A 23,238-nucleotide genomic window follows, 5' to 3' on the forward strand; every position below is an offset into this window, starting at 1 on the left:
GGCTGGCCGCCAGCAGGCCGCCTTTGATCAATGTGGTGGGGGATTTCATTTTGGTCTCTCCTGTTGAGCATTATTTTGAACAGAAGAAATACGGATCGCCGTTTTTACGCAAATAGGCTGGACCTATAATTGAAAAAGCTTTCTTGAATGCTCAACGGTCTGACCACAGGACTGCACTTTCGCGCGGCGTGAAGGCTTGCCCACATCATGCGCGCCCGCTCATGGGTCGCCCTGCTGAGTGACACGTTAGTGGAAATCCCTGCTTGGAAACAAGCGCTTGGCCTGATCGCGGGGGTGCATGGCACGGGGTTGGGTGCGGGATCTTGGTGCATCGTCGGCTTGGGGTTGCGTGATGCCTACCGCATCATCCATCGGATGGCCGAGACGGCTGAGATAGTGCGACACGTCTTCGATGGTATGCGCAATCACATGCACCACGATACCTTCGCGTTGTACATGGCCGGTGATACGCAGCAAGCGCCCCGTCATCACCGCGCGGCGGAATTGTGCATAGACCTTTTTCCAGACCACCACATTTGACACACCTGTTTCATCCTCAAGCGTCAGGAAAACGACACCCGATGCCGTACCGGGCCGTTGCCGCGTGATCACCAGACCGCAGACAGAAATGGGCCTTTGTGCCATAGGCCCCAAAGGCACCTCGGGCAGCGCGTCATGAGGTGTCAGCCCCGTCATGGCCGGGCGCAACAGCTCCATCGGGTGGGCTTTCAGCGACAGGCGCATGGCCACGTAATCCTCGACCACTTCCTGCCCTAAATGCATGGCGGGCAAGGTGACGGGCTGTTCCGCAATGCCCTCGCCCTCGATCGTATCATTGAACAACGGCAAGGGCGCATTGCCTTTGATCGCTTTTACCGCCCACAAGGCGTCGCGTCGTCCCAAGCCAAGCCCTGCATAGGCGTCGGCTTCGGCCAAACGTTCCAGAACCGAGGGCGAAAGCCCTGCCCTTAACCACAAAGCTTCGGGATCGGGGTAGCCATTGCCACGCGCGGCAACGATCCACCCTGCATCCTCTTCACGAAAGCCTTTGATCTGGCGAAATCCCAATCGCAAAGCCAGCGCCCCATCGCTGCGCTTTTCAAGCGTGTTGTCCCATTCGCTTGTGTTGACGCAGACGGGGCGCACTTCGATGTGATGCTCGCGGGCATCGCGCACGATCTGGGCGGGCGCATAAAACCCCATAGGCTGCGCATTCAGCAACCCGCAGGCAAAGGCTGCCGGATGGTGGCATTTCAGCCAGGCCGATACATAGGCAAGCATTGCAAAAGCAGCGGCATGGCTTTCAGGGAAACCGTATTCGCCAAAGCCCTCGATCTGGGAAAAGCAATTCTCGGCGAAAGCTTTTTCATAGCCCCGCGCCAACATGCCATTGATGAATTTATCGCGAAGTTGGCCAATCGTACCCATCCGCCTGAAGGTCGCCATAGACCGGCGCAGCTGGTCTGCCTCGCTTGGCAGGAACCCGGCTGCGACCACAGCGATCTGCATGGCTTGTTCCTGGAACAATGGCACGCCAAGCGTTTTGCCCAGCACGTCTTCCAGCTCTTTCGAGGGGAAAACCACGGCTTCGTTCCCCTGCCTGCGATTGATATAGGGGTGTACCATGCCGCCCTGGATGGGGCCGGGGCGCACAATCGCCACCTCGATCACCAAATCATATAATTCACGGGGCTTCATCCGCGGCAGAAAGTTCATCTGCGCGCGGCTTTCCACCTGAAACACACCAATGGCGTCCGCAACGCACAGCATGTCATAGGTTTGCGCATCATCTTGGGGTATGCTGGCGATGCTGTATTCTTTGCCCCCATGTTGCGCGATCAGATCAAAGCTTTTGCGGATACAGGTGAGCATCCCAAGCGACAGGATATCGACCTTCAGAATATTCAGAGCGTCGATATCATCCTTGTCCCATTCGATGATCGTGCGGTCATCCATCGCGGCGTTTTCGATAGGGCAAAGCTCATCCAATCGCCCCTTGGTGATGACAAACCCGCCGACATGCTGGCTCAGATGTCGCGGAAACCCGATGATTTCACCAATCAGCTTGATGGTCAGCGCCAGACGCGGTTCCGATAGATCAAGCCCCAGTTGTTTAACGCGCTCGGGGTCCGGCCCGCCATTGCTGGTGCCCCAGATTTGCCCGGAGAGATTGGCCGTGACATCCTTGGACAAGCCCATAACCTTACCCACCTCGGAGATCGCCGCGCGCGAGCGGAAATGGATCACCGTGGCGCAAAGCCCGGCGCGGTGCCGGCCGTATTTGGCGTAGATATGCTGGATGACCTCTTCGCGGCGTTCATGTTCGAAATCGACGTCGATATCCGGCGGCTCTCCGCGATGTTCTGACACAAAGCGTTCCACCACCATGGTAATCGTCTCGGGGCTGACGTCGGTGATGCCCAACAGATAGCACAAGATCGAATTGGCCGCGGACCCCCGCCCTTGACACAAGATCCCCTTGGAGCGCGCGAATTGAACGATGTCATGCACCGTGAGGAAATAGGCCGGAAAATCGAGCGTCTTGACCAACGCCAGTTCTTTTTCCATTTGCGCAATGGCCCGCGCGGGTGCCCCCTTGGGATAGCGGACCTTCAGCCCCTCGGACGCCAACCGCGCCAAACGGTCTTGGGGCGTTTCATTGTCTGCGATCTCGTCCGGGTAATCATAGCTGAGTTCGGACAGGCAAAAGCTGGATCTGGCCGCGATCTGTGTCGTGCGGCGCAAGGCCGCCGGGTGACGGGCGAACAGGCGTTTCATGTCAGCTTCGGGCTTGAGGCGTTTTTCAGCGTTGGGTAAGGCACGCGTGCCGATTTGATCGATCGTAATATTGTGGCGCAGGCAGGTCAGAACATCAGCCAACTGCCGTCGCGCACCGTGGTGCATCAACACATCCCCCACGGCCACCATCGGCGCTGCGGTGCGATGCGCGAGGGTGGCGCAGGCATCAAAATAGCGTTGATCACTGCCATCATAGCGCGGCGCGACACCGACAAAGACATCCGCAGGAAAGTGTTTTTTCAGCGTCGCAATATCGGGCTGGCTGGCTTTTAGGGACGCTTGCGGCACGGCAATCAAGCTCATGCCCGCACAGCCTTGAACCAGATCGGGCAGGTCCAGATAGCAGGCCCCTTTGGGGGCACGTCGTTTGCCAAGGGTCAATAACCGCGTCAACCGCGCATAGGCTTCACGGTCGTGGGGCAATGCGACCCAATGGGTATCGCTATCGCGCAAGATCAGCCGCGCCCCGATGACAAGCCTTGGCAAGGGTGCATCAGCCCCCAACTCGCGGCGAAGCTCTTTCAGAGCGGAATAGGCCCGAACGACCCCGGCCAGCGAATTATGGTCTGTGATGGCCAAGGCGTTCAGCCCCAACTGGGCCGCCCGAGAGACCAATTCCTCTGGGTGGGATGCCCCCCGCAGGAACGTAAAGTTAGACGTGCAACACAGTTCCGCATAGCCGGGATCCAGAGACGGGTTTCGCGCCTTCATGGAAATTCACCCTGCACAAACCAGTTCGGGTTTTGCGGCGTATAAAACAACCACAAGCGCCGGCCCTGCGTTGTGTCCACTTTCCAATAATCCCGCACACCTGACCGCCAGTTGTCATCTGGCAACCACCATTCAGGGGCGATACGTTCAGGCCCTGTCGCCCGCCCCGTGGTCAGCGACATCCGGCGCCAGCGAAACTGTGCAGGGGGCCGTGTCCCGCTGGCTGCGATAGGTTCCGGCGGGAACAGGCACAAAGGGCGCGGCCGCAGCGTGGACCATGATCCCGTGGCGGTACTGTAGGCCGCTGGTACGATTTGAAAGCTCCGCTCGGGGATATGGCTGTCTGCCGGTAGAAAACGTTGAATGTTTTCAAGCCCGATCCGGTTCCCAAGACGGGTGATCAGATCCTCCAGCCCGTCAGGGCGCGCAGCCGTGGCGGCGGTGATTTGCGCGTCGGCAAGGTTTTCAACCTGCGTCGCTTCAAGCCGTAACTGGTCGATGCCAAAACCCGCATCCGCAGTCCGGATCCCCCGGTCAAATAAGGGCAAAATACGCATTGCATCGCGCATGGGTGCCGCAAGACGCAGTTCGATTTGCTGCGCGCCCTGATCCACCCGCCGCATCGTTAACTGCAATCGCCGTGCCCCCATGGCCTGACGTTTCAACTTGTCGCAAAGCTGATCCAGCAACCTTTTCGTGCCCGCCATCACATCAGCGCTAAGCCCGATCGGCTCGGGCAATGTCATGCGCACAGCATAGTGCGGTACCTCGCCAATCGGTGTGATCGTCTCGTCCTGGGTGCCCATTGCCTGATCCAGTCGCAACATGACATTCGGCCCGAAACGACGCGCGATTGTCATGCGGGGCAAGGCCAATAGGTCCGAGATTTTTCGCAGGCCAAGCCGCTGCAACGCCGTGTCAGTTTTCTCGTCAAGACGCAGCGCAGCAACGGGCAATGCAGTGATATCCGCATCGGGCTTGCGGGCATAATGCGTGCGCGCCCAAGCTGCCCCGCGGGTATCGGCCGCCGCGATACGCCCGTTCAGCCCCGCACGCGCAAGACGGTGACGCATATCATCCAGCATTTCCGCCTCACCGCCAAACAGATGCACTGACCCGGTGATGTTCAGGACCAAACCATCCCTCCCATCCACCCCCACCCAAGGGCAGTATCGTTTGCTCCACCGGGCAAGTGATTGCAAAAACCGCGCGTCCTCTTGGGGGTTGGCTGCTGCGCTGTAAAGCTCGGGGCAATAGGCACGGGCATCTGACAACCCCATGCCACGATGCAACCCCTGCGCCTCTGCCGCTTGGTTCAAACAGTAGATGCGGTCGGTATTTTTCGCGTGTTGCACCAGCGCGAAAGGGCGATCGCTATTGGCGGCCTCACGCGTCCGCGCGCGCAGCACCCTATCGCTGGGCAGTCGGGGAAACCACACTGATGCGACGCGTTTGCGCATTCCACTTCACAGTCCAAGCCGCCAATGTTCCTGATTTGTTCTTTATAAGTTTCCAATTTTGCAGAGTCGAGTCCTCGGCTGTGTTGCCTTCATCAAAAACAGGGGTGCAGTGCCATCTGGTCTGCGCAGCATTGTTCCCCATTCCTTCGGGCAAAATGCAAAGCCCTGTGGCGTTCCCTTCTTGCGCAGCCAGTTGCAAACGCCGCCCTTCCGTCAACCCAATGGGCTGTGTGAGCTCTGCGATCACCACTGCCACATGCCCCGACCGCAACGCCTCCTCGGTCGAGGCGAGCACATCAATATGACGCGGTGCCTGCGCGATCAGCAGTTGCGATGGATCAAGATATGCCGCGCCCCCCACCGGATTGATCTGCGTGCCGTGCCATGCCTCACGCACCCAAAGCGCGGCCCCGCCATTCGCGCCACAGACCTGACCGGCCAATGCATATGCAAAAGCATAGGCAGACGCCCCGCAAACCTCATGGGTGCGGGTATTCTTGAGCGGAAAGTGAGATTCGAACTGGGCCATGGCTCAGATCATACAAGACGGAACAAAAGATGCACATTGAAGACATCTTGACCCGCCACTGAACTTTCATCCAGCCGTGACCAGCGCCCGCTTGGGCGATACGCCACATGCGGCGTTTTTTATATCGTATTTTTGTATTTGGTTGCGGGAGTAGGATTTGAACCTACGACCTTCAGGTTATGAGCCTGACGAGCTACCGGGCTGCTCCATCCCGCGCCGGGTGCCAATGTTTTTGTATTGGCTTATTAATTGTCATCGTTGAGAGATACGTAGAGGTTTTGCTAGGTTTGGCGGTGACCTACTCTCCCACGTCTTAAGACGCAGTACCATTGGCGCAGTAGCACTTAACTGCCGAGTTCGGGATGGGATCGGGTGTTTTGCTTACGCTATGACCACCAAACCGAGTAAAACCTCTATGTTGTTCCTTTTGCCATTGGCAAAAGAGCAACAAGCGGGAGAGAGCGTATCCGAAGGATGCGCGTTCCCGCCCCCCACCTTTTTGGGTGAGGATTTGTCCAAGTCAGTACAACTGATTGTATGTGTATGCTTTTGTCCTAGTAAGAAGTCTTTCTTCTACTGGATCAAATCAAGCCTATCGAGCAATTAGTACCAGTCAACTGAACGTATTACTACGCTTACATCTCTGGCCTATCGACGAGATGGTCTATCTCGGCTCTCAGGGATACCTTGTTTTGAGGGGGGCTTCCCGCTTAGATGCCTTCAGCGGTTATCCTGTCCGATCATAGCTACCCAGCACTGCTATTGGCATAACAACTGGTCCACCAGTGGATCGTTCACCCCGGTCCTCTCGTACTAGGGGCAACTCCTCTCAAGTATCCTACACCCACGGAAGATAGGGACCGAACTGTCTCACGACGTTCTAAACCCAGCTCACGTACCTCTTTAAACGGCGAACAGCCGTACCCTTGGGACCTGCTCCAGCCCCAGGATGAGATGAGCCGACATCGAGGTGCCAAACACTGCCGTCGATATGGACTCTTGGGCAGTATCAGCCTGTTATCCCCGGCGTACCTTTTATCCGTTGAGCGATGGCCCTCCCACTTGGGACCACCGGATCACTATGGCCGTCTTTCGACTCTGCTCGACTTGTCAGTCTCGCAGTCAGGCTGGCTTCTGCCATTGCACTCAACGAGCGATTTCCGACCGCTCTGAGCCAACCTTCGCGCGCCTCCGTTACGATTTAGGAGGCGACCGCCCCAGTCAAACTACCCACCACACAGGGTCCCGGATCCGGATAACGGACCGCGGTTAGACATCAAGCAGAACAAGGGTGGTATCTCAAGGGAGGCTCCACGCAGACTGGCGTCCACGCTTCAAAGCCCACCACCTATCCTGCACATGTTCGGCCTAATGCCAGTGTGAAGTTGTAGTAAAGGTGCACGGGGTCTTTCCGTCTAACCGCGGGTAACCGGCATCTTGACCGGTAATTCAATTTCGCTGAGTCTATGTTGGAGACAGCGGGGAAGTCGTTACGCCATTCGTGCAGGTCGGAACTTACCCGACAAGGAATTTCGCTACCTTAGGACCGTTATAGTTACGGCCGCCGTTTACCTGGGCTTCAATTCAGAGCTCTCACTCCTCCTTTTAACCTTCAGGCACCGGGCAGGCGTCAGACCCTATACGTCGTCTTACGACTTCGCAGAGCCCTGTGTTTTTAATAAACAGTCGCCACCCCCTGGTTTGTGCCCCCAGCCCCTAGTTGCCTAGGAACCGGGCCTCCTTCTCGCGAACTTACGGAGGTATTTTGCCGAGTTCCTTCAACATAGTTCTCTCAAGCGCCTTGGTATTCTCTACCTATCCACCTGTGTCGGTTTAGGGTACGATCTAGCGATGGAGCTATTTCCAGGGACCTCTAAGCAGCCCATTCAATCCGATAAGGATGAACTACCCTCGAGATCCGTCACTTCCATCTGGCCCAGGAATATTAACCTGGTTCCCATCGACTACGCCTTTCGGCCTCGCCTTAGGGGTCGGCTTACCCTGCTCAGATTAGCTTTAAGCAGGAACCCTTGGATTTTCGGCGAGAGTGTCTCTCACACTCTTTGTCGCTACTCATGTCATCATTCTCACTAGTGATCTCTCCACCGGATCGCTCACGCGCCGGCTTCACAGAAAAGACTTTATCTTGTGCTACCGCCTACGGCTACTTGAGCACGTTTACACGTACCAAACAGACGTTAAGCGATAATAAAGATAAGTCTTATGTCACACTACGCTCTGCTACCATGCAATTAATGCATCCTAAGCTTCGGCTCATGGCTTGAGCCCCGTTACATCTTCGCCGCAAGACAACTTATTTAGACCAGTGAGCTGTTACGCTATCTTTAAAGGATGGCTGCTTCTAAGCCAACCTCCTGGTTGTTTTGGTCGTCTCACCTGCTTTCCCACTTAGCCATGAATTAGGGGCCTTAGCTGTAGGTCAGGGTTGTTTCCCTCTTCACAACGGACGTTAGCATCCGCTGTGTGTCTGCCATCTAGTACTCCTCGGTATTCGGAGTTTGGTTAGGATCAGTAAGCCTGTGGGGCCCCATTACCCATCCAGTGCTCTACCCCCGAGGGTATTCGGATGACGCTCTACCTAAATAGATTTCGCAGAGAACCAGCTATCTCCGAGTTTGATTGGCCTTTCACCCCTAGGCACAGCTCATCCCGATCCTTTTCAACGGATGTGGGTTCGGTCCTCCAATAAGTGTTACCTTATCTTCAACCTGGCCATGCCTAGATCACTCGGTTTCGGGTCTGATCCCACAAACTCAACGCCCTATTAAGACTCGCTTTCGCTACGCCTACACCTAACGGCTTAAGCTTGCTTGTGAGACCAAGTCGATGACCCATTATACAAAAGGTACGCTGTCAGGCCGTAAAGACCCTCCAACTGATTGTAGGCGTTCGGTTTCAGGTACTGTTTCACTCCCCTCGTCGGGGTGCTTTTCACCTTTCCCTCACGGTACTGGTTCACTATCGGTCAGTAAGGAGTACTTAGCCTTCGAAGGTGGTCCTCCGATCTTCAGACAGAATTTCACGTGTTCCGCCCTACTTAATACGTCCAATCATGCTTCTTATACGGGACTATCACCCACTTTGGTTGCGCATTCCAACGCATTCTAACCACACTCATGGCTCGGCTGGTCCCCGTTCGCTCGCCGCTACTAGGGGAGTATCAATTGATTTCCTTTCCTCCGGGTACTTAGATGTTTCAGTTCCCCGGGTTTGCTTTTATAAACCTATGTATTCAGTCTATAAATACCTGGTTCTGCTTACTGATGAACCCACCGTCTGCACCTTGCGAACTTACGTCCTCAAGTAGCAAAGCGGTAGGACAACAATAAACAATCAGGTGGGTTGCCCCATTCAGAAATCCATGGATCAAAGCTTATTCTCAGCTCCCCATGGCTTATCGCAGAGTATCACGTCTTTCATCGCCTCTTACTGCCAAGGCATTCACCAAACGCCCTTTTCGCGCTTGATTTGATCCAGAAAAAGAAAGACTGATTTAATGTCCTACCGCCTATTCGGCTACTTGAGGACAATTTAGACCCTCAAACGGCCGGTAGAGTGCAGGACGTCAGTCCAACGCGGGAGACAGAAGCTGGTAAGAAACTGTCTTCCCTTATTCCAGATCAAAAGCATACTTTTACCCGCCCACTCTCTCAGAGTGGACAGCGAGTAGTGCATCTAGCCTACCTTCCGTGCAGGAAGCAGGCGTCACTACTCTGGTTAGTGTACTTGACTTGGACAACACGTCGCTTTCAGTCGCGATACGTTCAAAAGACCGAGGAAACAGTCAAGTAAACGCCGGCTCCAATAGGAGCAGCAACCGAGATCATCACCTAACGCGGTGCGATCAGATCGTGTTGTTTGTTACTTCAAGATTACTCTTAAAGTAACTGTATCTCTCTTTACGATGTCAATCAGATGCATTCCAAAGGAATGTCACCCATACGCTTGCGCGCCGTCCGATTGGACGATTAAGAACTGCGAACAGTGCTTAATGGTCAAATCGTGTGCTTGCCCAACGCGTGCTTTGCTGCGCAAAACCCTGTTTGGGCGACGATCTTTAGCTGGCAAAGATCTTGGTGGGTCGAGGAGGACTTGAACCTCCGACCTCACGCTTATCAGGCGTGCGCTCTAACCACCTGAGCTACCGACCCAGCGTGTTTTGCAAAGCAAAACCGCGACGTCCCGGCAGGGCATTCCGAAGGAATGTCCCGAGAGGGACCAGCCCAAGCGGTTATTCAAGGGCCGTATGCTTGGTGGAGCCTAGGAGGATCGAACTCCTGACCTCCTGAATGCAAATCAGGCGCTCTCCCAGCTGAGCTAAGGCCCCAGCGTAGCCCGAGGGCTGCGTGTTACGTTGGCTGCATGAAGCAACCCTACCCCTTCCGGGACATTTGCTGTGCAAATACCCTGTCGGGGCTTCGCGCCTCACTGCGTGAGACGCTTGCTGAAGAGATATGAGGACGGCTCGGTCCGAAAGGTCATCTTGCGATGCCTTGAATATGGTCAGTTTTGTTTACTGACCTGCTAAGTGATCTACGAGTGAGAACAAGTTCTCGCTGCTAAGATCATCCTTAGAAAGGAGGTGATCCAGCCGCAGGTTCCCCTACGGCTACCTTGTTACGACTTCACCCCAGTCGCTGATCCTACCGTGGCCGCCTGCCCCCCGAAGGTTAGCGCAGCGTCGTCGGGTAGAACCAACTCCCATGGTGTGACGGGCGGTGTGTACAAGGCCCGGGAACGTATTCACCGCGTCATGCTGTTACGCGATTACTAGCGATTCCGACTTCATGGGGTCGAGTTGCAGACCCCAATCCGAACTGAGACAGCTTTTTGGGATTAACCCATTGTCACTGCCATTGTAGCACGTGTGTAGCCCAACCCGTAAGGGCCATGAGGACTTGACGTCATCCACACCTTCCTCCCGCTTATCACGGGCAGTTTCCTTAGAGTGCCCAGCCGAACTGCTGGCAACTAAGGATGTGGGTTGCGCTCGTTGCCGGACTTAACCGAACATCTCACGACACGAGCTGACGACAGCCATGCAGCACCTGTCACTGCGTCACCGAAGTGAACGCCCGATCTCTCGGGTTAGCACAGGATGTCAAGGGTTGGTAAGGTTCTGCGCGTTGCTTCGAATTAAACCACATGCTCCACCGCTTGTGCGGGCCCCCGTCAATTCCTTTGAGTTTTAATCTTGCGACCGTACTCCCCAGGCGGAATGCTTAATCCGTTAGGTGTGTCACCGAACAGTATACTGCCCGACGACTGGCATTCATCGTTTACGGTGTGGACTACCAGGGTATCTAATCCTGTTTGCTCCCCACACTTTCGTACCTCAGCGTCAGTATCGAGCCAGTGAGCCGCCTTCGCCACTGGTGTTCCTCCAAATATCTACGAATTTCACCTCTACACTTGGAATTCCACTCACCTCTCTCGAACTCTAGACTGATAGTTTTGGAGGCAGTTCCAGGGTTGAGCCCTGGGATTTCACCCCCAACTTTCCAATCCGCCTACGTACGCTTTACGCCCAGTAATTCCGAACAACGCTAACCCCCTCCGTATTACCGCGGCTGCTGGCACGGAGTTAGCCGGGGTTTCTTTACCAGGTACTGTCATTATCATCCCTGGCGAAAGTGCTTTACGATCCTAAGACCTTCATCACACACGCGGCATGGCTAGATCAGGCTTGCGCCCATTGTCTAAGATTCCCCACTGCTGCCTCCCGTAGGAGTCTGGGCCGTGTCTCAGTCCCAGTGTTGCTGATCATCCTCTAAAACCAGCTATAGATCGTAGACTTGGTAGGCCATTACCCCACCAACTATCTAATCTAACGCGGGCCAATCCTTTCCCGATAAATCTTTCCCCCGAAGGGCTTATACGGTATTACTCTCAGTTTCCCGAGGCTATTCCGTAGAAAAGGGTATGTTCCCACGCGTTACTAACCCGTCCGCCGCTCACCCGAAGGTGCGCTCGACTTGCATGTGTTAGGCCTGCCGCCAGCGTTCGTTCTGAGCCAGGATCAAACTCTCAAGTTGAAACGCATTACTGCGTATCCTTGACGTCGAACCTCTGCACATCAAACCTGCATCACTTACTGAATGATACAGGCGTTTTCTCCGTTTGAAGTGCTTAAAGTTACCAAAGTAACAACAAGCCGTCCAAACAGTGAAGCTGACACTCCATCATCGGCCGAAGCCTAAGAGCGCGATATACAGACGTTGATCCATCGAATGAACCAAACCGCCCACATATCTCTTCAGATATCTATCAATTTCAAAGAGCGTCGAGACAAAAGAAACCAAGATGCGCCGTAAACTTCTCAGCGCGCCCCGCCTCAATTACCTCAGAATTTTCCCGCTACGTAAGACCCGAACCGTAACCCGTCGTCCCCGTCTAGCGCCCCGTGTCTGCTTGTCTGCGTCTCCGGTAGAACGCTCTATAGACCTGTGATTTGGGGGCTGCAACAGCTTTTTTCAAAAAACTTCGTTTTTTTCGATTTTATTCGGAACCACGCTGATATCGCGTGCTGCTGGCGCTGTGCCCCCATTCCGGCTCCTATGCCCCAAGCTGGCAGTAAAGCCCCGCGGCCAGCTTTGCGCGCTCTACCAGACTGTCGACTTCGATATGTTCGTTCAACGTATGGAGCCCCTGCCCCCGGACCCCGATGGAATCGAGCGTGGGCAATCCGAGGTAACCGGTAAAGTTCCCGTCCGAACCGCCGCCTGCCGATTGGCCGGTCATCTCGAACCCCAGCTCGCGCGAGATCTCTTGCGCCACCCCCAGCATCGCCATCGTGCCGGGCTGGTCCGGTTCCCACACGGGGCGGGTCACGCCGCGCGTGACCTCCATCACCACATTCCCCTGATCCGCGTTCAAGGCCATCATCTTGGCGACGCCCGCATCGAGCTGTTCTTGTGTCTTGGCCATCGACAGAACTTCGGCATCGCAGACCGAAGATACGCAGTTCACCCATTGGCCTGCGTTGAACACGCCCAACGAGAAGGTGCAGTCGTCGCTGGTCATGCCTTCGATCACGGCGACATGCTTTGCCATTTCGGCAATCGCCGACACGCCATCCTTCAGCGCCCATCCCGCGTGGCTGGGTTTGCCGCGGGTTTGCAGGTTGAACCGCGCGATGGCATAGCGCCCGATCACCGCGCCGCCGTCGGGGCAGGCAGGTTCGGGCACAAGGATATATTTATGGCGCTTGGCCTCGGCCTCGATCAGCGCGCGGGTCGACGGTGTGCCGACCTCTTCATCCGGCGTGAACAACACCGTGACGGGCAGCGGAGTTTCGAACCCGGCGGCCAGCAATTTGCGCAGCGCATCAAGGAAGACATAATTGCCGCCCTTCATATCCATCAGGCCGGGGCCATAACAAAGCCCCCCCTCGCGGCGGAACGGCAGCTTTTGCAACGTGCCTACAGGGTGGACCGTATCCATATGCCCCAAGAGCAGAATACCCCCCTCACCCGCACGGGGGTGGGGCATGGTGGCACGCACGCTGTCGCCGAACCCCATCCGGCCCGGGATCCGCTCAACCCGCGCGCCCAAGGCCGCCAAATCATGCTGCACCAGATCCATCATCCGGTTCACGGCCCCCGCGTCAAAGGTCGGGCTTTCGGTTTCGATCCAGGGGCGCAGCCCTGCGATCATCTCGTCCGTGTCAAACGGCAGCTCAAGCGGATTGGTCATGTCGGGTCTCCTCCCTAGTGCGATGCCGTGATCTGCGGCGCCGCCAGACGTTTTTGATGATAGCGTAACTTCAGGCCTTGGGCAGACGTGTTTCCACGATGCGCGCATAGATCGATGCCCCCACAGGCAGCATCGCGTCATCCAGCACAAAGCCCGGATTATGCAGCGGCACATTGCCCGCGTGTCCGACACGGCAATAGGCCCCGGGCACGACTTTCAGCATATCGGCAAAATCCTCTGATCCGGTGGCCTGCTCGGTCGATTCTGACGACAGGTCAGCGCCCACCACATCTGCGGCGGCTGCGACATAGGCGGTGGTCAGGTCGGGATCGTTCATCAGCACATCAAAGACATTGCGCAGATCCACGTCAATCTCCACCCCGTAAGACAGCGCCATGCCCGCGCAGATATCGCGGATGCGCTGATCGGCAAGCTGGGACACATCGTCATGGAAATAGCGGATGGTGCCGGCGATCGTCGCCGTATCGGGCACCACGTTATAGGCAGAGCCCGCATTGAACTTGGTCACCGACAGAACGATGGGCTTGGTGGGGATGATATTGCGGCTGGCGATGCTTTGCAGCTGTTGCACCAAAGCGGACCCGATAACGATCGGGTCTTTCGACTGATGCGGCGCGGCGGCGTGGCTGCCGGTGCCCTTGATCGTGATGTCGAAAAAGCTCGCCCCTGCCATCGCAGGCCCCGGCGTGACAGACACAACATTGGGTTCCGAATTCGGATCGTTGTGCATCCCGTAGATCTCGTCACAGGGGAAGCGTTCAAACAGCCCCTCGGCGATCATGCGGCGCGCACCGCCCAGACCTTCCTCGGCGGGTTGGAAGATCAGCACCACGGTGCCGTCAAAATCCCGCGTCTCGGCCAGATAGCGCGCGGCCCCCAGCAGCATCGTGGTGTGACCGTCGTGACCACAGGCATGCATCCGCCCGGGGTTGGTCGAGGCATAGGCCACGCCCGAGGTTTCATCGATCGGCAGCGCGTCCATATCGGCGCGCAGACCCACACGGCGGTTGCCACCCCCCTGCCCCTTGATCAGCCCGACAACACCGGTGCCGCCGATGCCCTCATGTACCTCGTCCACCCCATAGGCGCGCAGCTGCGCCGCCACGATGCCCGAGGTCCGCACCTCTTCGAACCCCAACTCGGGGTGGGCGTGGAAATCCTGACGGATCGCGGTCAGATCGCTGGCAAAGGATTCGATCTTTGGAATGGTGGTCATAGGGTGGCTCCTGTCACGGGGGGCGTGCGGTCCAGCGCACGGAAGTTGGCGAAATCCCAATGCCGGCCGGGCGCGGCCTCGATCAGGTTGCGGGTGTAGTCATGGCGCGGCGCGGCAAGCACCTCGCCCGCGGGCCCATGTTCGACGACAACGCCTTTCTGCATCACCAGCACCTCGTCGCAAATCTGCGCTGCGACCCGCAGGTCATGGGTGATGAACAGCATCGCGATGCCGAATTTTTCCTGCACATCGTCCAGCAGATCAAGCACCTGCGCCTGCACGCTGACATCCAGCGCCGACACGGCCTCGTCCGCGACCAGCAGGTCGGGCTTCATCGCAACGGCGCGCGCGATGGCGATCCGCTGGCGCTGCCCGCCCGAGAATTGATGCGGATAGCGATCCAGCGCATCGCGCGGCAGGTCCACCAGCTCCATCAGTTCGGCGGCGTGCTCCATCGCATCGGCGCGGCTGGTGCCAAAGTTGATCGGCCCCTCGCAGAGGCTGCGCGCCACGGTCCAGCGCGGGTTCAGCGACCGGTAAGGATCTTGAAACACGATCTGGAAATGCTTGCGATGCGGCTGCAACTGGCGGCGCGACAGCTTGGCGATCTCGGTCCCCGCAACGGTCACCTTTCCCGCCGTAGGGTCGATCAGCCGCATGATGGCACGGGCCACGGTGGATTTCCCCGACCCGCTTTCGCCCACGATCCCAAGGGTGCGCCCCGGCTGGATGGTGAAATTCACATCCTGCGCCGCCCGCACCCCTTGGCTGGCGCGAAAGAAACCGCCCCCGCCATAGGTCATCTCTAGCCCGTCCACGGTGATCACATCCCGCGCCTCTGCCGGTGCCCGAGGGGCGCGCGGATCAAGGTTGGGCACCGCCTGCAACAGCTTGCGGGTGTAGTCTTCCCTGGGCGCGGTCAAGAGCTGCCGGATCGGCGCGCTTTCAACGATGCGGCCCTTCTGCATGACGCTAACCGTATCCGCGATCTCAGCCACCACGCCCATGTCATGGGTGATGAACAGGACCGCCGTGCCGTGGCGTTCCTGCATCTCTGCAATCAGCTTGAGGATCTGCAACTGCGTCGTCACATCCAGCGCCGTCGTCGGCTCGTCCGCGATCAACAGATCAGGGTCAAGGATCAACGCCATCGCGATCATGATCCGTTGCCGTTGCCCGCCTGACAGCTGATGCGGGAAAGCTGCATAGATGCGTTCCACATCCGGCAGATGCACCTGCTCCATCATATCGATGGTGCGGGCCTTGGCTTCGGCGCGGGACAGATCGCTGTGCATGTTCAGCACTTCCTCGATCTGCTCGCCCACCCGCAAAACAGGGTTCAGCGCGGTCATCGGTTCCTGAAAGATCATCGCGATCCGCCGCGCCCGCAAGGCCCGCATCTGCGCTGGTTTGGCTTGGGTGATCTCGATCCCTTCCAAGTCAATCGACCCGCCCTGAATTTCCAGCGCATCCTTGGGCAGCAGCCCCATGGCCGTCAGCGAGGTGACAGATTTGCCCGACCCGCTTTCGCCCACCAGACAATGGGTCTCGCCCGCGCGGATATCCAGATCAATCCCGCGCAACACCGGATCGGCCTTGGGCCGCCCCGCCAGCCCCACCGTCAGCCCGCGTATTTTCAGAACGCGTTTGGCATCGGTAAAGTCTTTGGACTTGAATTCCATCTCACACCTCCCGCTTTTTCATACGTGGATCAAGGATATCGCGGGCCGTGTCGCCCAACAGGTTGATCGCCAGAATACATAGCGACAGCATCAACCCCGGCCAGAAGATCAGCCCCGGTTTGATCTGGAAATAGCTCCGTCCCTCGGCCATGATATTCCCCCATGTGGGGATCTCGGTCGACACGCCCGCCCCCAGAAAGCTCAGGATCGCCTCGATCAGAATGGCAGAGGCGCAGATATAGGTGCCTTGCACGATCAGCGGCGCAAAAGTGTTGGGCATCAGATGCTGCAACAAGACCTTGGGCATGGACGATCCAAGCGCGATCGCCGCCTCGACATAGGGTTCTTCGCGCGCGGTCAGCACCACCGACCGGACCAGCCGCACGACGCGGGGCACCTCCGGCACGGTGATCGCGATGATCACCGATGTCACGCTCGGCCCGTTCAGGGCGACCAGCGCGATCGCCAGTAGGATCGCGGGGATCGCCATCAGGCTGTCCATGATCCGCATGATGATACTGTCGGCCAGCCGGAAATACCCCGCGACCAGACCAATCAGCAGCCCCACGGCGACACTGACCACCGCCGCCCCGACACCAATCAGCAGCGACACACGCCCCCCCGTCACGACGCGGCTAAAGATATCGCGGCCGTAAGGGTCCGTGCCCAGCAAGAAATCATCCGACGGCGGCTTCAGCCGCGCCATCGCATTCATCTCAAGCGGGTTATAGGGCACATAGTAAGGGGCCAGCACCGCCGCGAGGACAATCGCCACAAGGATCACCGCCGCAATCGTCGGACCGACACCGATCCGCATCGCTTTGGGGACAGAGAATAAACCGGTCACAACCTGAAAGGCGCTGTGCCGAGAGCTTGGGATCTGCGTCATATCAGTACCGGATCCTTGGATCGAAGAATGAATAGGAAATGTCGATCAACAGGTTGACCGTCACATAGATGCCCGCGGTCAGCAGGATCATCGCCTGAATAACCGGATAGTCGCGCGCCAGAATGGCATCGACGGTCAGCCGCCCTATCCCGGGGATGTTGAACACGCTTTCAGTCACTACCACGCCCGAGATCAGCAGCGCGAACCCCGTGCCGATGATGGTCAGGATCGGCACCGCCGCATTGCGCAGCGCATGGCGGAACAGCACGACATTCTCGCGCACCCCCTTGGCGCGGGCGGTGCGGATATAATCCTCGCCCAACACTTCGAGCATCGACGCCCGCGTCATCCGCGCGATCAGCGCGATATAGATCGTGGCCAGCGTCAGCGACGGCAGGATTGCACGGCTAAAGAACGGTCCGATGCCATCGGTCGGCGATTTATAGCCCTGCACCGGCACCCATTTCAGGTCGATGGCGAAAATCTGGATCAGGATATAGCCGATGACAAAGACCGGCACGGAAAAGCCGAGCACCGAAAATGACATCACAAGGAAATCCACCCAGGACCGGTGCCGCCAGGCGGCAATCACCCCCATCGGCACGGCCAAAGCGACCGAGATCACAATCGTCATCAGCGCGATATTCAACGTCGGCCCCAAACGGTCGCCGATCATCCCCGCAACCGAGGTATTCGACAGCAGCGATGTGCCCAGATCACCGCGCAACAGCTGGCCCATCCATGTGCCGAACTGCACCAGCAGCGGGTCGTTCAACCCCAGACTGTCACGGATACGTTCAAGCTGCGCAGGGGTGGCAGCATCACCGGCAAGGATCGCGGCAGGATCACCGGGCGTCAGCCGCAGCAAGAGAAACACAAAAATCGCAACGATCACCATCACCGGTATCGTGGCCAATATGCGCTTGAGGATATAGAAAAACATGCCGAAGGCTCCTTGCGGTCGTAGGGGTGAGAGGCGCGCATCGCAGCGCGCCTCTCAAGGCAGATCACTCTGCCGCTTTGGTCATGTTCCAGAACACCGGCACCGGCGACGGGATCATGTCTTCGATATTGGACCGACGCGCCTGCGGGATGATGTATTCGCCCATCATCAGATAGTTCACGTTGTCCATCACATGCTCCTGAATACGCGTCGCGATCTCTTTCTTGGTCGCGTCGTCGCTGGCCGAGACATACTCGGTCCGCATGGCTTCGATCTCGGGGTCATCGGGCCAGCCGAACCAGCCATCATCGCCGCGGCCGTTCAACATCACGTTGACCAGCGGGTCAGAGACTTCGGGCACCATCCAGTTGGTGAAGAACAGGTTCCACCCGCCCTCGGCCACCGGCGACTGCTGTGCGCGGCGTTGCACGACCGACTGCCAGTCCATCGACTGCATATCGACCTCGAACCCCGCCTCGCGCAGCGCTTGGGCTGCAACCACAGGCTGGTTGTTCAGGCTGATCACATCGGTCGGGGCCATCAGGACAATCGGCGTCCCGTCATAGCCCGCTTCTTCCAGCAGTTCCTTGGCACGCTCGGTATTCGCGCCACCGGTCAGCAAGTCAGATCCCGCCTCGTCTCCCAAGGGGGTAGAACAGCCAAAGATCGCGCCACAGACTTTGTAGTATTCAGGATCACCCTGCATCGTCGCCAGCATGGATTCCTGATCCAGCGCCGCCATCGCCGCCTGACGCACCAGCTTGTTGTCAAACGGTGCATGCAAGAAGTTCGGACGCCCGATGGTGACATAGCCCAGATCATCGCGTTTCTCGACGACGACATCCTCGTTGCCCGACAGGATCGGCATCAGGTCGATCTGGACCTGCTCAAGATAGTCGATCTCGCCTGCGGACAGCGCATTCAGCGCGGTCAGCGCGTCGGGCATCGTGGTCCAGACAACCTTGTCCACATTCACGACCTTGCCGCCTGCCATCCAGGATGCGGGCTCGTCGCGCGGCACATAGTCGTCGAACTTTTCATAGGTCACCGACACGCCGGGCTCATAGGCGTCCTGATCAAACACAAAGGGGCCGGAGCCGATGTATTCCGTGATCGTCTCATCGGCAGAGGTTTCGGCAACACGCGCCGGCATGATGAACGGCGGCACCGCGGATTGCTTGGAAATCACGTCGATCAGCGGGCCAAAGGGCTTGGTCAGCGTCCAGACAACGGTCTTGTCATCGGTCGCCTCAAGGCTTTCGGTCACGTCAAAGATCAACTGCCCGCCGCTGTCGCGCTTGCCCCAACGGGTCAGAGAGGCAACAACATCGGCACCGGTCACAGGCGCGCCATCGTGGAAAACCAGCCCGTCGCGCAGGGTGAACGTATAGACCAGCCCGTCGTCGGATGTCTCCCAGCTTGCCATCTGCGGCTGCGGGGTGAAATTCTCGTCCACCGCCGTCAGCACGTCATAGATCATATAGGCGTGGTCACGTGTGATGTGCGCCGTGGTGATCACCGGATCCAGCACCCGCAGGCCCGAGTGCATGACCGCCGTGATCGTGGTTTCTTCCTGCGCGAAGCTCGCGGCAGGCACCAGCAGCGCAGCCGTGGTCATCAGCGACGCCGCCAGCCCCCGGCTTTGTTTCAATGTGGGTCGTAAAGTCAGCATATCAATTTCCCATGTTGGTTGTGGTCATTGTTATATTTGGACACCGCCGGTTGATCCGCCGGTATCGGGGCGTGCAGCAGCCGCACGCGCGGCCCCGAAAACGGGACCGTTAGGAGAAAGCCGCAACCCCTCACGCAACCGCGTAAAGGGCAGGTCTGCGGGGTCGAACGGCATGGGGCCGGGGGCACGCGCGACAATAATCTCGCGCGCACTCGGGGTGAAATCGGCCCGAAAATGGGTAGAGCTTTTGACGACGACAATCTTCTGCGTCTCTGGGACGATCCCGACAAAGCGGAACATCTCGCGGTCGGCCATCTGCGCAATCCGCGTTGTGACAGCCACCCGCACGCCACCGATGCGCAAACAGGCCGAGGCCCCAAGATCCAGCATCGTCCCACCGTAATATGGGCCGGTGGCTTTCACTTTGCCCTCCGACAGCATTTCGACAACGGCCTCGACCTCGACGGGGCTATCGTCGGGCAGACCGGGGTGCCCGCCAATGCGGAAGACAGCGCGCGCGCCCTCCCCCAACTCATGGGCTTGGGCGGCGGAATGCGGGTCTACGATCAGCCCGATCGCCGCGTCTTGGGCATCAGCATCAATCAAGGCCCGCAACATCCCCGTCGTGGCAGACACCCCACCCGCACCGGGGTTGTCTTGGGTATCTGCAATCACCACAGGCCCCTGCCCTGCCCCTTTTGCCGCGCGCAACGCATAGGCAACCACCGCGTCGGGGGTAAATGTATCATTGTCGAACTCGGATTCGGCAGCGGCATAGGCATCCGCCACCGCATCTGCTGCGGCATCCGCCGCCGCTTGAGTCTTGGCATAGGCTACCGCCGTGGGGCCACAATCGGCAATATCCGCCGCCGGAAAGCCCATGAACAGCGACGCTGACAGTGCGCCTTGCGCCTCAACCTCTGTCAGGTTTTCATACAATCCCTTGGCCGGCTGCATATCCGTCGTCTGAAACGGGATCGGCACCAGATAGGACATGCGACGGAACGCTTTGGCCGGGCGCGTGCCGGTCCGCATCACATGATCCAGCAACCGCGCCGCTGCGGCACCGGTATCGGCCATATCGATATGCGGATAGGTGCGGAACCCTGCGAGCACATCCACCGTGTTCACAAACTCTTCCGAGATATTGCCATGCAGGTCCAACGCGGCGGCAATCGGCACATCCGGCCCCACCAATGCGCGTACCTGACGGGCGATCTCGCCCTCCCCGTCATGGTGATGCGTCGCCACCATCGCGCCGTGCAAGTCCAGAAACACACCATCCAACGGCCCGGCGGCACGTAGCCCGTCCAGAATCTCGCCCAGAATAGTGTCGAACGCATCCTGCGTCACAGGTGCCGATGGAATAGCCCCCGCCCAAAGAACAGGCACCACATCCCAACCCGAATCCCTCGCGACCTTCAACGCACCGGTCATGCCAAGGTTCACTTCCTGAAAGGCGTCGATCATCGCGGGGCCACCCACCATAGGGACATAACCGCCACCGGCCTTGAAGGCCGCCATATCCGCAGGCTCGGGCGCAAAGGTATTGGTTTCATGAAGAAATCCGGCCATGGCGACGCGCATCGGGGAACCCACCTTTAAATCTTGTATCGCTTCACAAGGTTGAATGTATTGCTTGGCGATACGGCTGTATTGCCATACGATGCTAGGCACTGACCTATCCTCGCGTCAACCCGGAGCGCTCAATGCCTGACCCCAAACGACCACATTCCTCTGTCGCGTCTAATTTTCAGGCAGATGCCGATAGGCTCTTTGTGCGCTCCGCCGCCCGCGCCATCCATGTGCTCAGCGCGTTTCACGAGGCCGACGGCCCGCTCAGCCTGTCAGACATCGCCACGAAGGCAGAGATCGACCGATCTGCTGCGCAACGTCTTGTGCATACGCTCATGACATTGGGACACATCCGGCGCAGCCCCGATGACCGCGGCTACCTGCCCGGATTGCGCTTGCTCGACCACACCCACGACACCCTGCGTCTGGACCCCGTGGTGCAGGTCGCCACCCCCGTTATCCTCGAGATGCGCAAATCCATCGCCGAACGGATCGACTTCAGCCTCTATGATGAAACCCGCGTAATCTATGCCCTGCGCATGCAAAGCAAACGCGAGACCTTCTACGCCACGCTTGTGGGCCATAGCGTCCCCACCTATTGCACCGCAGGCGGCCGCGCGACCCTCTGCGCCCTGCCCCCGGAAGAAGCGCGTGAGATCATCAATCGCTTCCCGCTGCACAGCTATACCTCTTACACCAACGTGGACCCCGACAGCATCATGAACAGTCTCGAACAGGCCCGTAGAGACGGATTTGCGCAAGTCCAGAATGAATTCGTCTTGGGCGAAGTCGCCATTGGTGTGCCCGTCGTCAACCGTCAGGGCCGTCCCTTGGGGGCCATCCACATCGCCGGCTCGCTCTCTGAATGGAGCGCCGAAGACTTCGCCCGCCGCGCCGCCCCCATCGCCCAAGAAGCCGCCCGCGCCATCAGTGGCAGTTTCTAGCCCTTGAATTCGATCCGCGTCACCGGCCCCAACTCTGCCTCCACCGCCGCGACAAGTGGGCGCAGAAGATGTGTCTCTATATAGCGTTGCGCGAATTTGCTCGGGGTGCGCAGCTCAAGCACGCCCCCTTCGAACGCCACATATTCAAGCTGCGAGAACCACGCCTTGAACTGATCCGCGTTCTCCCGCGACAGGGTCACCATCGCACGTTGCCACGTGCCCGGCCCGCCCTGCGCGGGCTCTGATGCCTCGGGTTTCGCGTAATCGGCCAGTTGCACCACCTTGACCGGGGTTTCGCTGCGATACCGCTCTTTCATCCGCGCATCGTAATCCGGCCCGACCAGCGGCCAGCACGGCTCTGACAGCCGCGCGATCTGCGCATAATTCAACCGATAGGCCGCCACCCTGCCCCGCACGCCGCCGCGCGTACAAATCAACAGCTGCGCATCCGTCAGCCGTTTGATCTCGCGTTTCACCGTGCGTTCATTCACCGACCACATCCGCGCCAGATCCCGCTGGCCCACGCTCAGCTCGTCAGCGCGCCAATTATACCGCGAGGTCACCGCCGCGATCAGCCGCATCAATGAGGTCTGCAAGGTCGGTGATCCGTTCAACCCCACCACGCTCAAAGCGGTCAAAAGGTCGTACTTGATCACCCCGGCTTCAGGGCCGGTCAGCCGCAATGGGTTCATGGTTTTGCCTACTCGATGTATCGTCTTATTTTTGTCGGTCAGCTTCTTTGAGCCGATTCCGTTTATGCTTTCTACAAAGCTCTAAATCCCGTCTTCTGTCAACCCGCTGGGAAAAACAGGAATTACCCTTTTCCTTAATCCAAATTCAATTTGGTAAAGGTTAATAGGTTAAGGGGGACGCTAATGTGTCACCATATCAGGGGATCTCTGTCACCAAAACAGCGTCATATGCCCCTTGCCTGTCACCAAAATCTCTTTGCCCCGCGTTAACCGCAGCGTAATAAACTCGTTCTTCAGGAACGGCGCGCGAATTTCGGGAAAATTAGGTTTTGCCAAATTGCCGAATTCGCGTTATTCGAAATTCGAGGCTTAAAAACGCGAGTAGATAG

12 protein-coding genes, 3 tRNA genes and 3 rRNA genes are annotated in these 23,238 nt (G+C 58.1%); 1 reads left to right on the forward strand and 17 read right to left on the reverse strand.

Annotated elements, in window-relative coordinates; translation table 11 throughout:
* Positions 1–246: 246 nt before the first annotated feature.
* The 16 genes from AB1495_RS16250 to AB1495_RS16325 form a co-directional block, all read right to left on the reverse strand.
* Positions 247–3,510: an error-prone DNA polymerase gene (locus tag AB1495_RS16250; RefSeq protein WP_074637813.1), complete on the reverse strand. Its 3,264-nt coding sequence runs from the start codon at positions 3,508–3,510 to the stop codon at positions 247–249.
* Complete coding sequence (locus AB1495_RS16255; RefSeq protein WP_367581978.1) at positions 3,507–4,949, reverse strand: DNA polymerase Y family protein; 1,443 nt, start codon at positions 4,947–4,949, stop codon at positions 3,507–3,509. The genes AB1495_RS16250 and AB1495_RS16255 overlap by 4 nt, the downstream gene beginning before the upstream one ends.
* Positions 4,921–5,499 (reverse strand): ImuA family protein, encoded by a 579-nt coding sequence (locus tag AB1495_RS16260; protein WP_074637810.1) that lies wholly within the window; start codon positions 5,497–5,499, stop codon positions 4,921–4,923. The genes AB1495_RS16255 and AB1495_RS16260 overlap by 29 nt, the downstream gene beginning before the upstream one ends.
* A gap of 139 nt (positions 5,500–5,638) precedes the next feature.
* Positions 5,639–5,715 (reverse strand) — tRNA-Met (locus AB1495_RS16265).
* A 69-nt stretch (positions 5,716–5,784) separates the two neighbouring features.
* Positions 5,785–5,899: ribosomal RNA gene (gene rrf, locus AB1495_RS16270) — 5S ribosomal RNA — on the reverse strand.
* Between the two features lie 182 nt (positions 5,900–6,081).
* Positions 6,082–8,989: ribosomal RNA gene (locus AB1495_RS16275) — 23S ribosomal RNA — on the reverse strand.
* Between the two features lie 605 nt (positions 8,990–9,594).
* Positions 9,595–9,671: transfer RNA gene (locus AB1495_RS16280), tRNA-Ile, on the reverse strand.
* Positions 9,672–9,771: 100 nt separating this feature from the next.
* Positions 9,772–9,847, reverse strand: a tRNA-Ala gene (locus AB1495_RS16285).
* A gap of 248 nt (positions 9,848–10,095) precedes the next feature.
* Positions 10,096–11,555: ribosomal RNA gene (locus tag AB1495_RS16290) — 16S ribosomal RNA — on the reverse strand.
* Together the 16S, 23S and 5S rRNA genes with 3 tRNA genes alongside form the textbook arrangement of a ribosomal RNA operon.
* A 520-nt stretch (positions 11,556–12,075) precedes the next feature.
* Positions 12,076–13,215, reverse strand: coding sequence for a M20/M25/M40 family metallo-hydrolase (locus AB1495_RS16295; protein ID WP_074637167.1), 1,140 nt, complete (start codon positions 13,213–13,215; stop codon positions 12,076–12,078).
* Between the two features lie 70 nt (positions 13,216–13,285).
* Positions 13,286–14,452 (reverse strand): M20 aminoacylase family protein, encoded by a 1,167-nt coding sequence (locus AB1495_RS16300; protein ID WP_074637165.1) that lies wholly within the window; start codon positions 14,450–14,452, stop codon positions 13,286–13,288.
* Positions 14,449–16,134 carry an ABC transporter ATP-binding protein gene (locus tag AB1495_RS16305; protein ID WP_074637163.1) on the reverse strand — a complete coding sequence of 562 codons (1,686 nt, stop codon included), beginning with the start codon at positions 16,132–16,134 and terminating at the stop codon, positions 14,449–14,451. Before AB1495_RS16305 ends, AB1495_RS16300 begins: the two co-directional genes overlap by 4 nt.
* Before the next feature lies 1 nt (position 16,135).
* Positions 16,136–17,023, reverse strand: a complete 888-nt coding sequence (locus AB1495_RS16310) for an ABC transporter permease (protein WP_037941346.1) — start codon at positions 17,021–17,023, stop codon at positions 16,136–16,138.
* A 1-nt stretch (position 17,024) separates the two neighbouring features.
* Positions 17,025–17,966 carry an ABC transporter permease gene (locus AB1495_RS16315; RefSeq protein ID WP_005848795.1) on the reverse strand — a complete coding sequence of 314 codons (942 nt, stop codon included), beginning with the start codon at positions 17,964–17,966 and terminating at the stop codon, positions 17,025–17,027.
* Between the two features lie 64 nt (positions 17,967–18,030).
* Entirely contained in the window at positions 18,031–19,638 is a 1,608-nt protein-coding gene (locus AB1495_RS16320; protein WP_037941349.1) for an ABC transporter substrate-binding protein, read from the reverse strand.
* 30 nt (positions 19,639–19,668) lie between these two features.
* Complete coding sequence (locus tag AB1495_RS16325; RefSeq protein WP_074637161.1) at positions 19,669–21,225, reverse strand: M81 family metallopeptidase; 1,557 nt, start codon at positions 21,223–21,225, stop codon at positions 19,669–19,671.
* Between the two features lie 191 nt (positions 21,226–21,416).
* On the opposite strand from AB1495_RS16325, the gene AB1495_RS16330 reads away from it, so the two are divergent.
* The gene (locus AB1495_RS16330; RefSeq protein WP_074637179.1) at positions 21,417–22,157 is read left to right on the forward strand and encodes an IclR family transcriptional regulator; all 741 of its coding nucleotides are present in this window, start codon (positions 21,417–21,419) and stop codon (positions 22,155–22,157) included.
* Here AB1495_RS16330 and AB1495_RS16335 read toward each other — a convergent pair.
* Complete coding sequence (locus AB1495_RS16335; RefSeq protein ID WP_074637159.1) at positions 22,154–22,849, reverse strand: DnaA N-terminal domain-containing protein; 696 nt, start codon at positions 22,847–22,849, stop codon at positions 22,154–22,156. The genes AB1495_RS16330 and AB1495_RS16335 overlap by 4 nt on opposite strands.
* Positions 22,850–23,238: the final 389 nt, after the last annotated feature.

The organism is Sulfitobacter pontiacus, from assembly GCF_040790665.1.
Taxonomy (GTDB): Bacteria; Pseudomonadota; Alphaproteobacteria; order Rhodobacterales; family Rhodobacteraceae; genus Sulfitobacter; species Sulfitobacter pontiacus.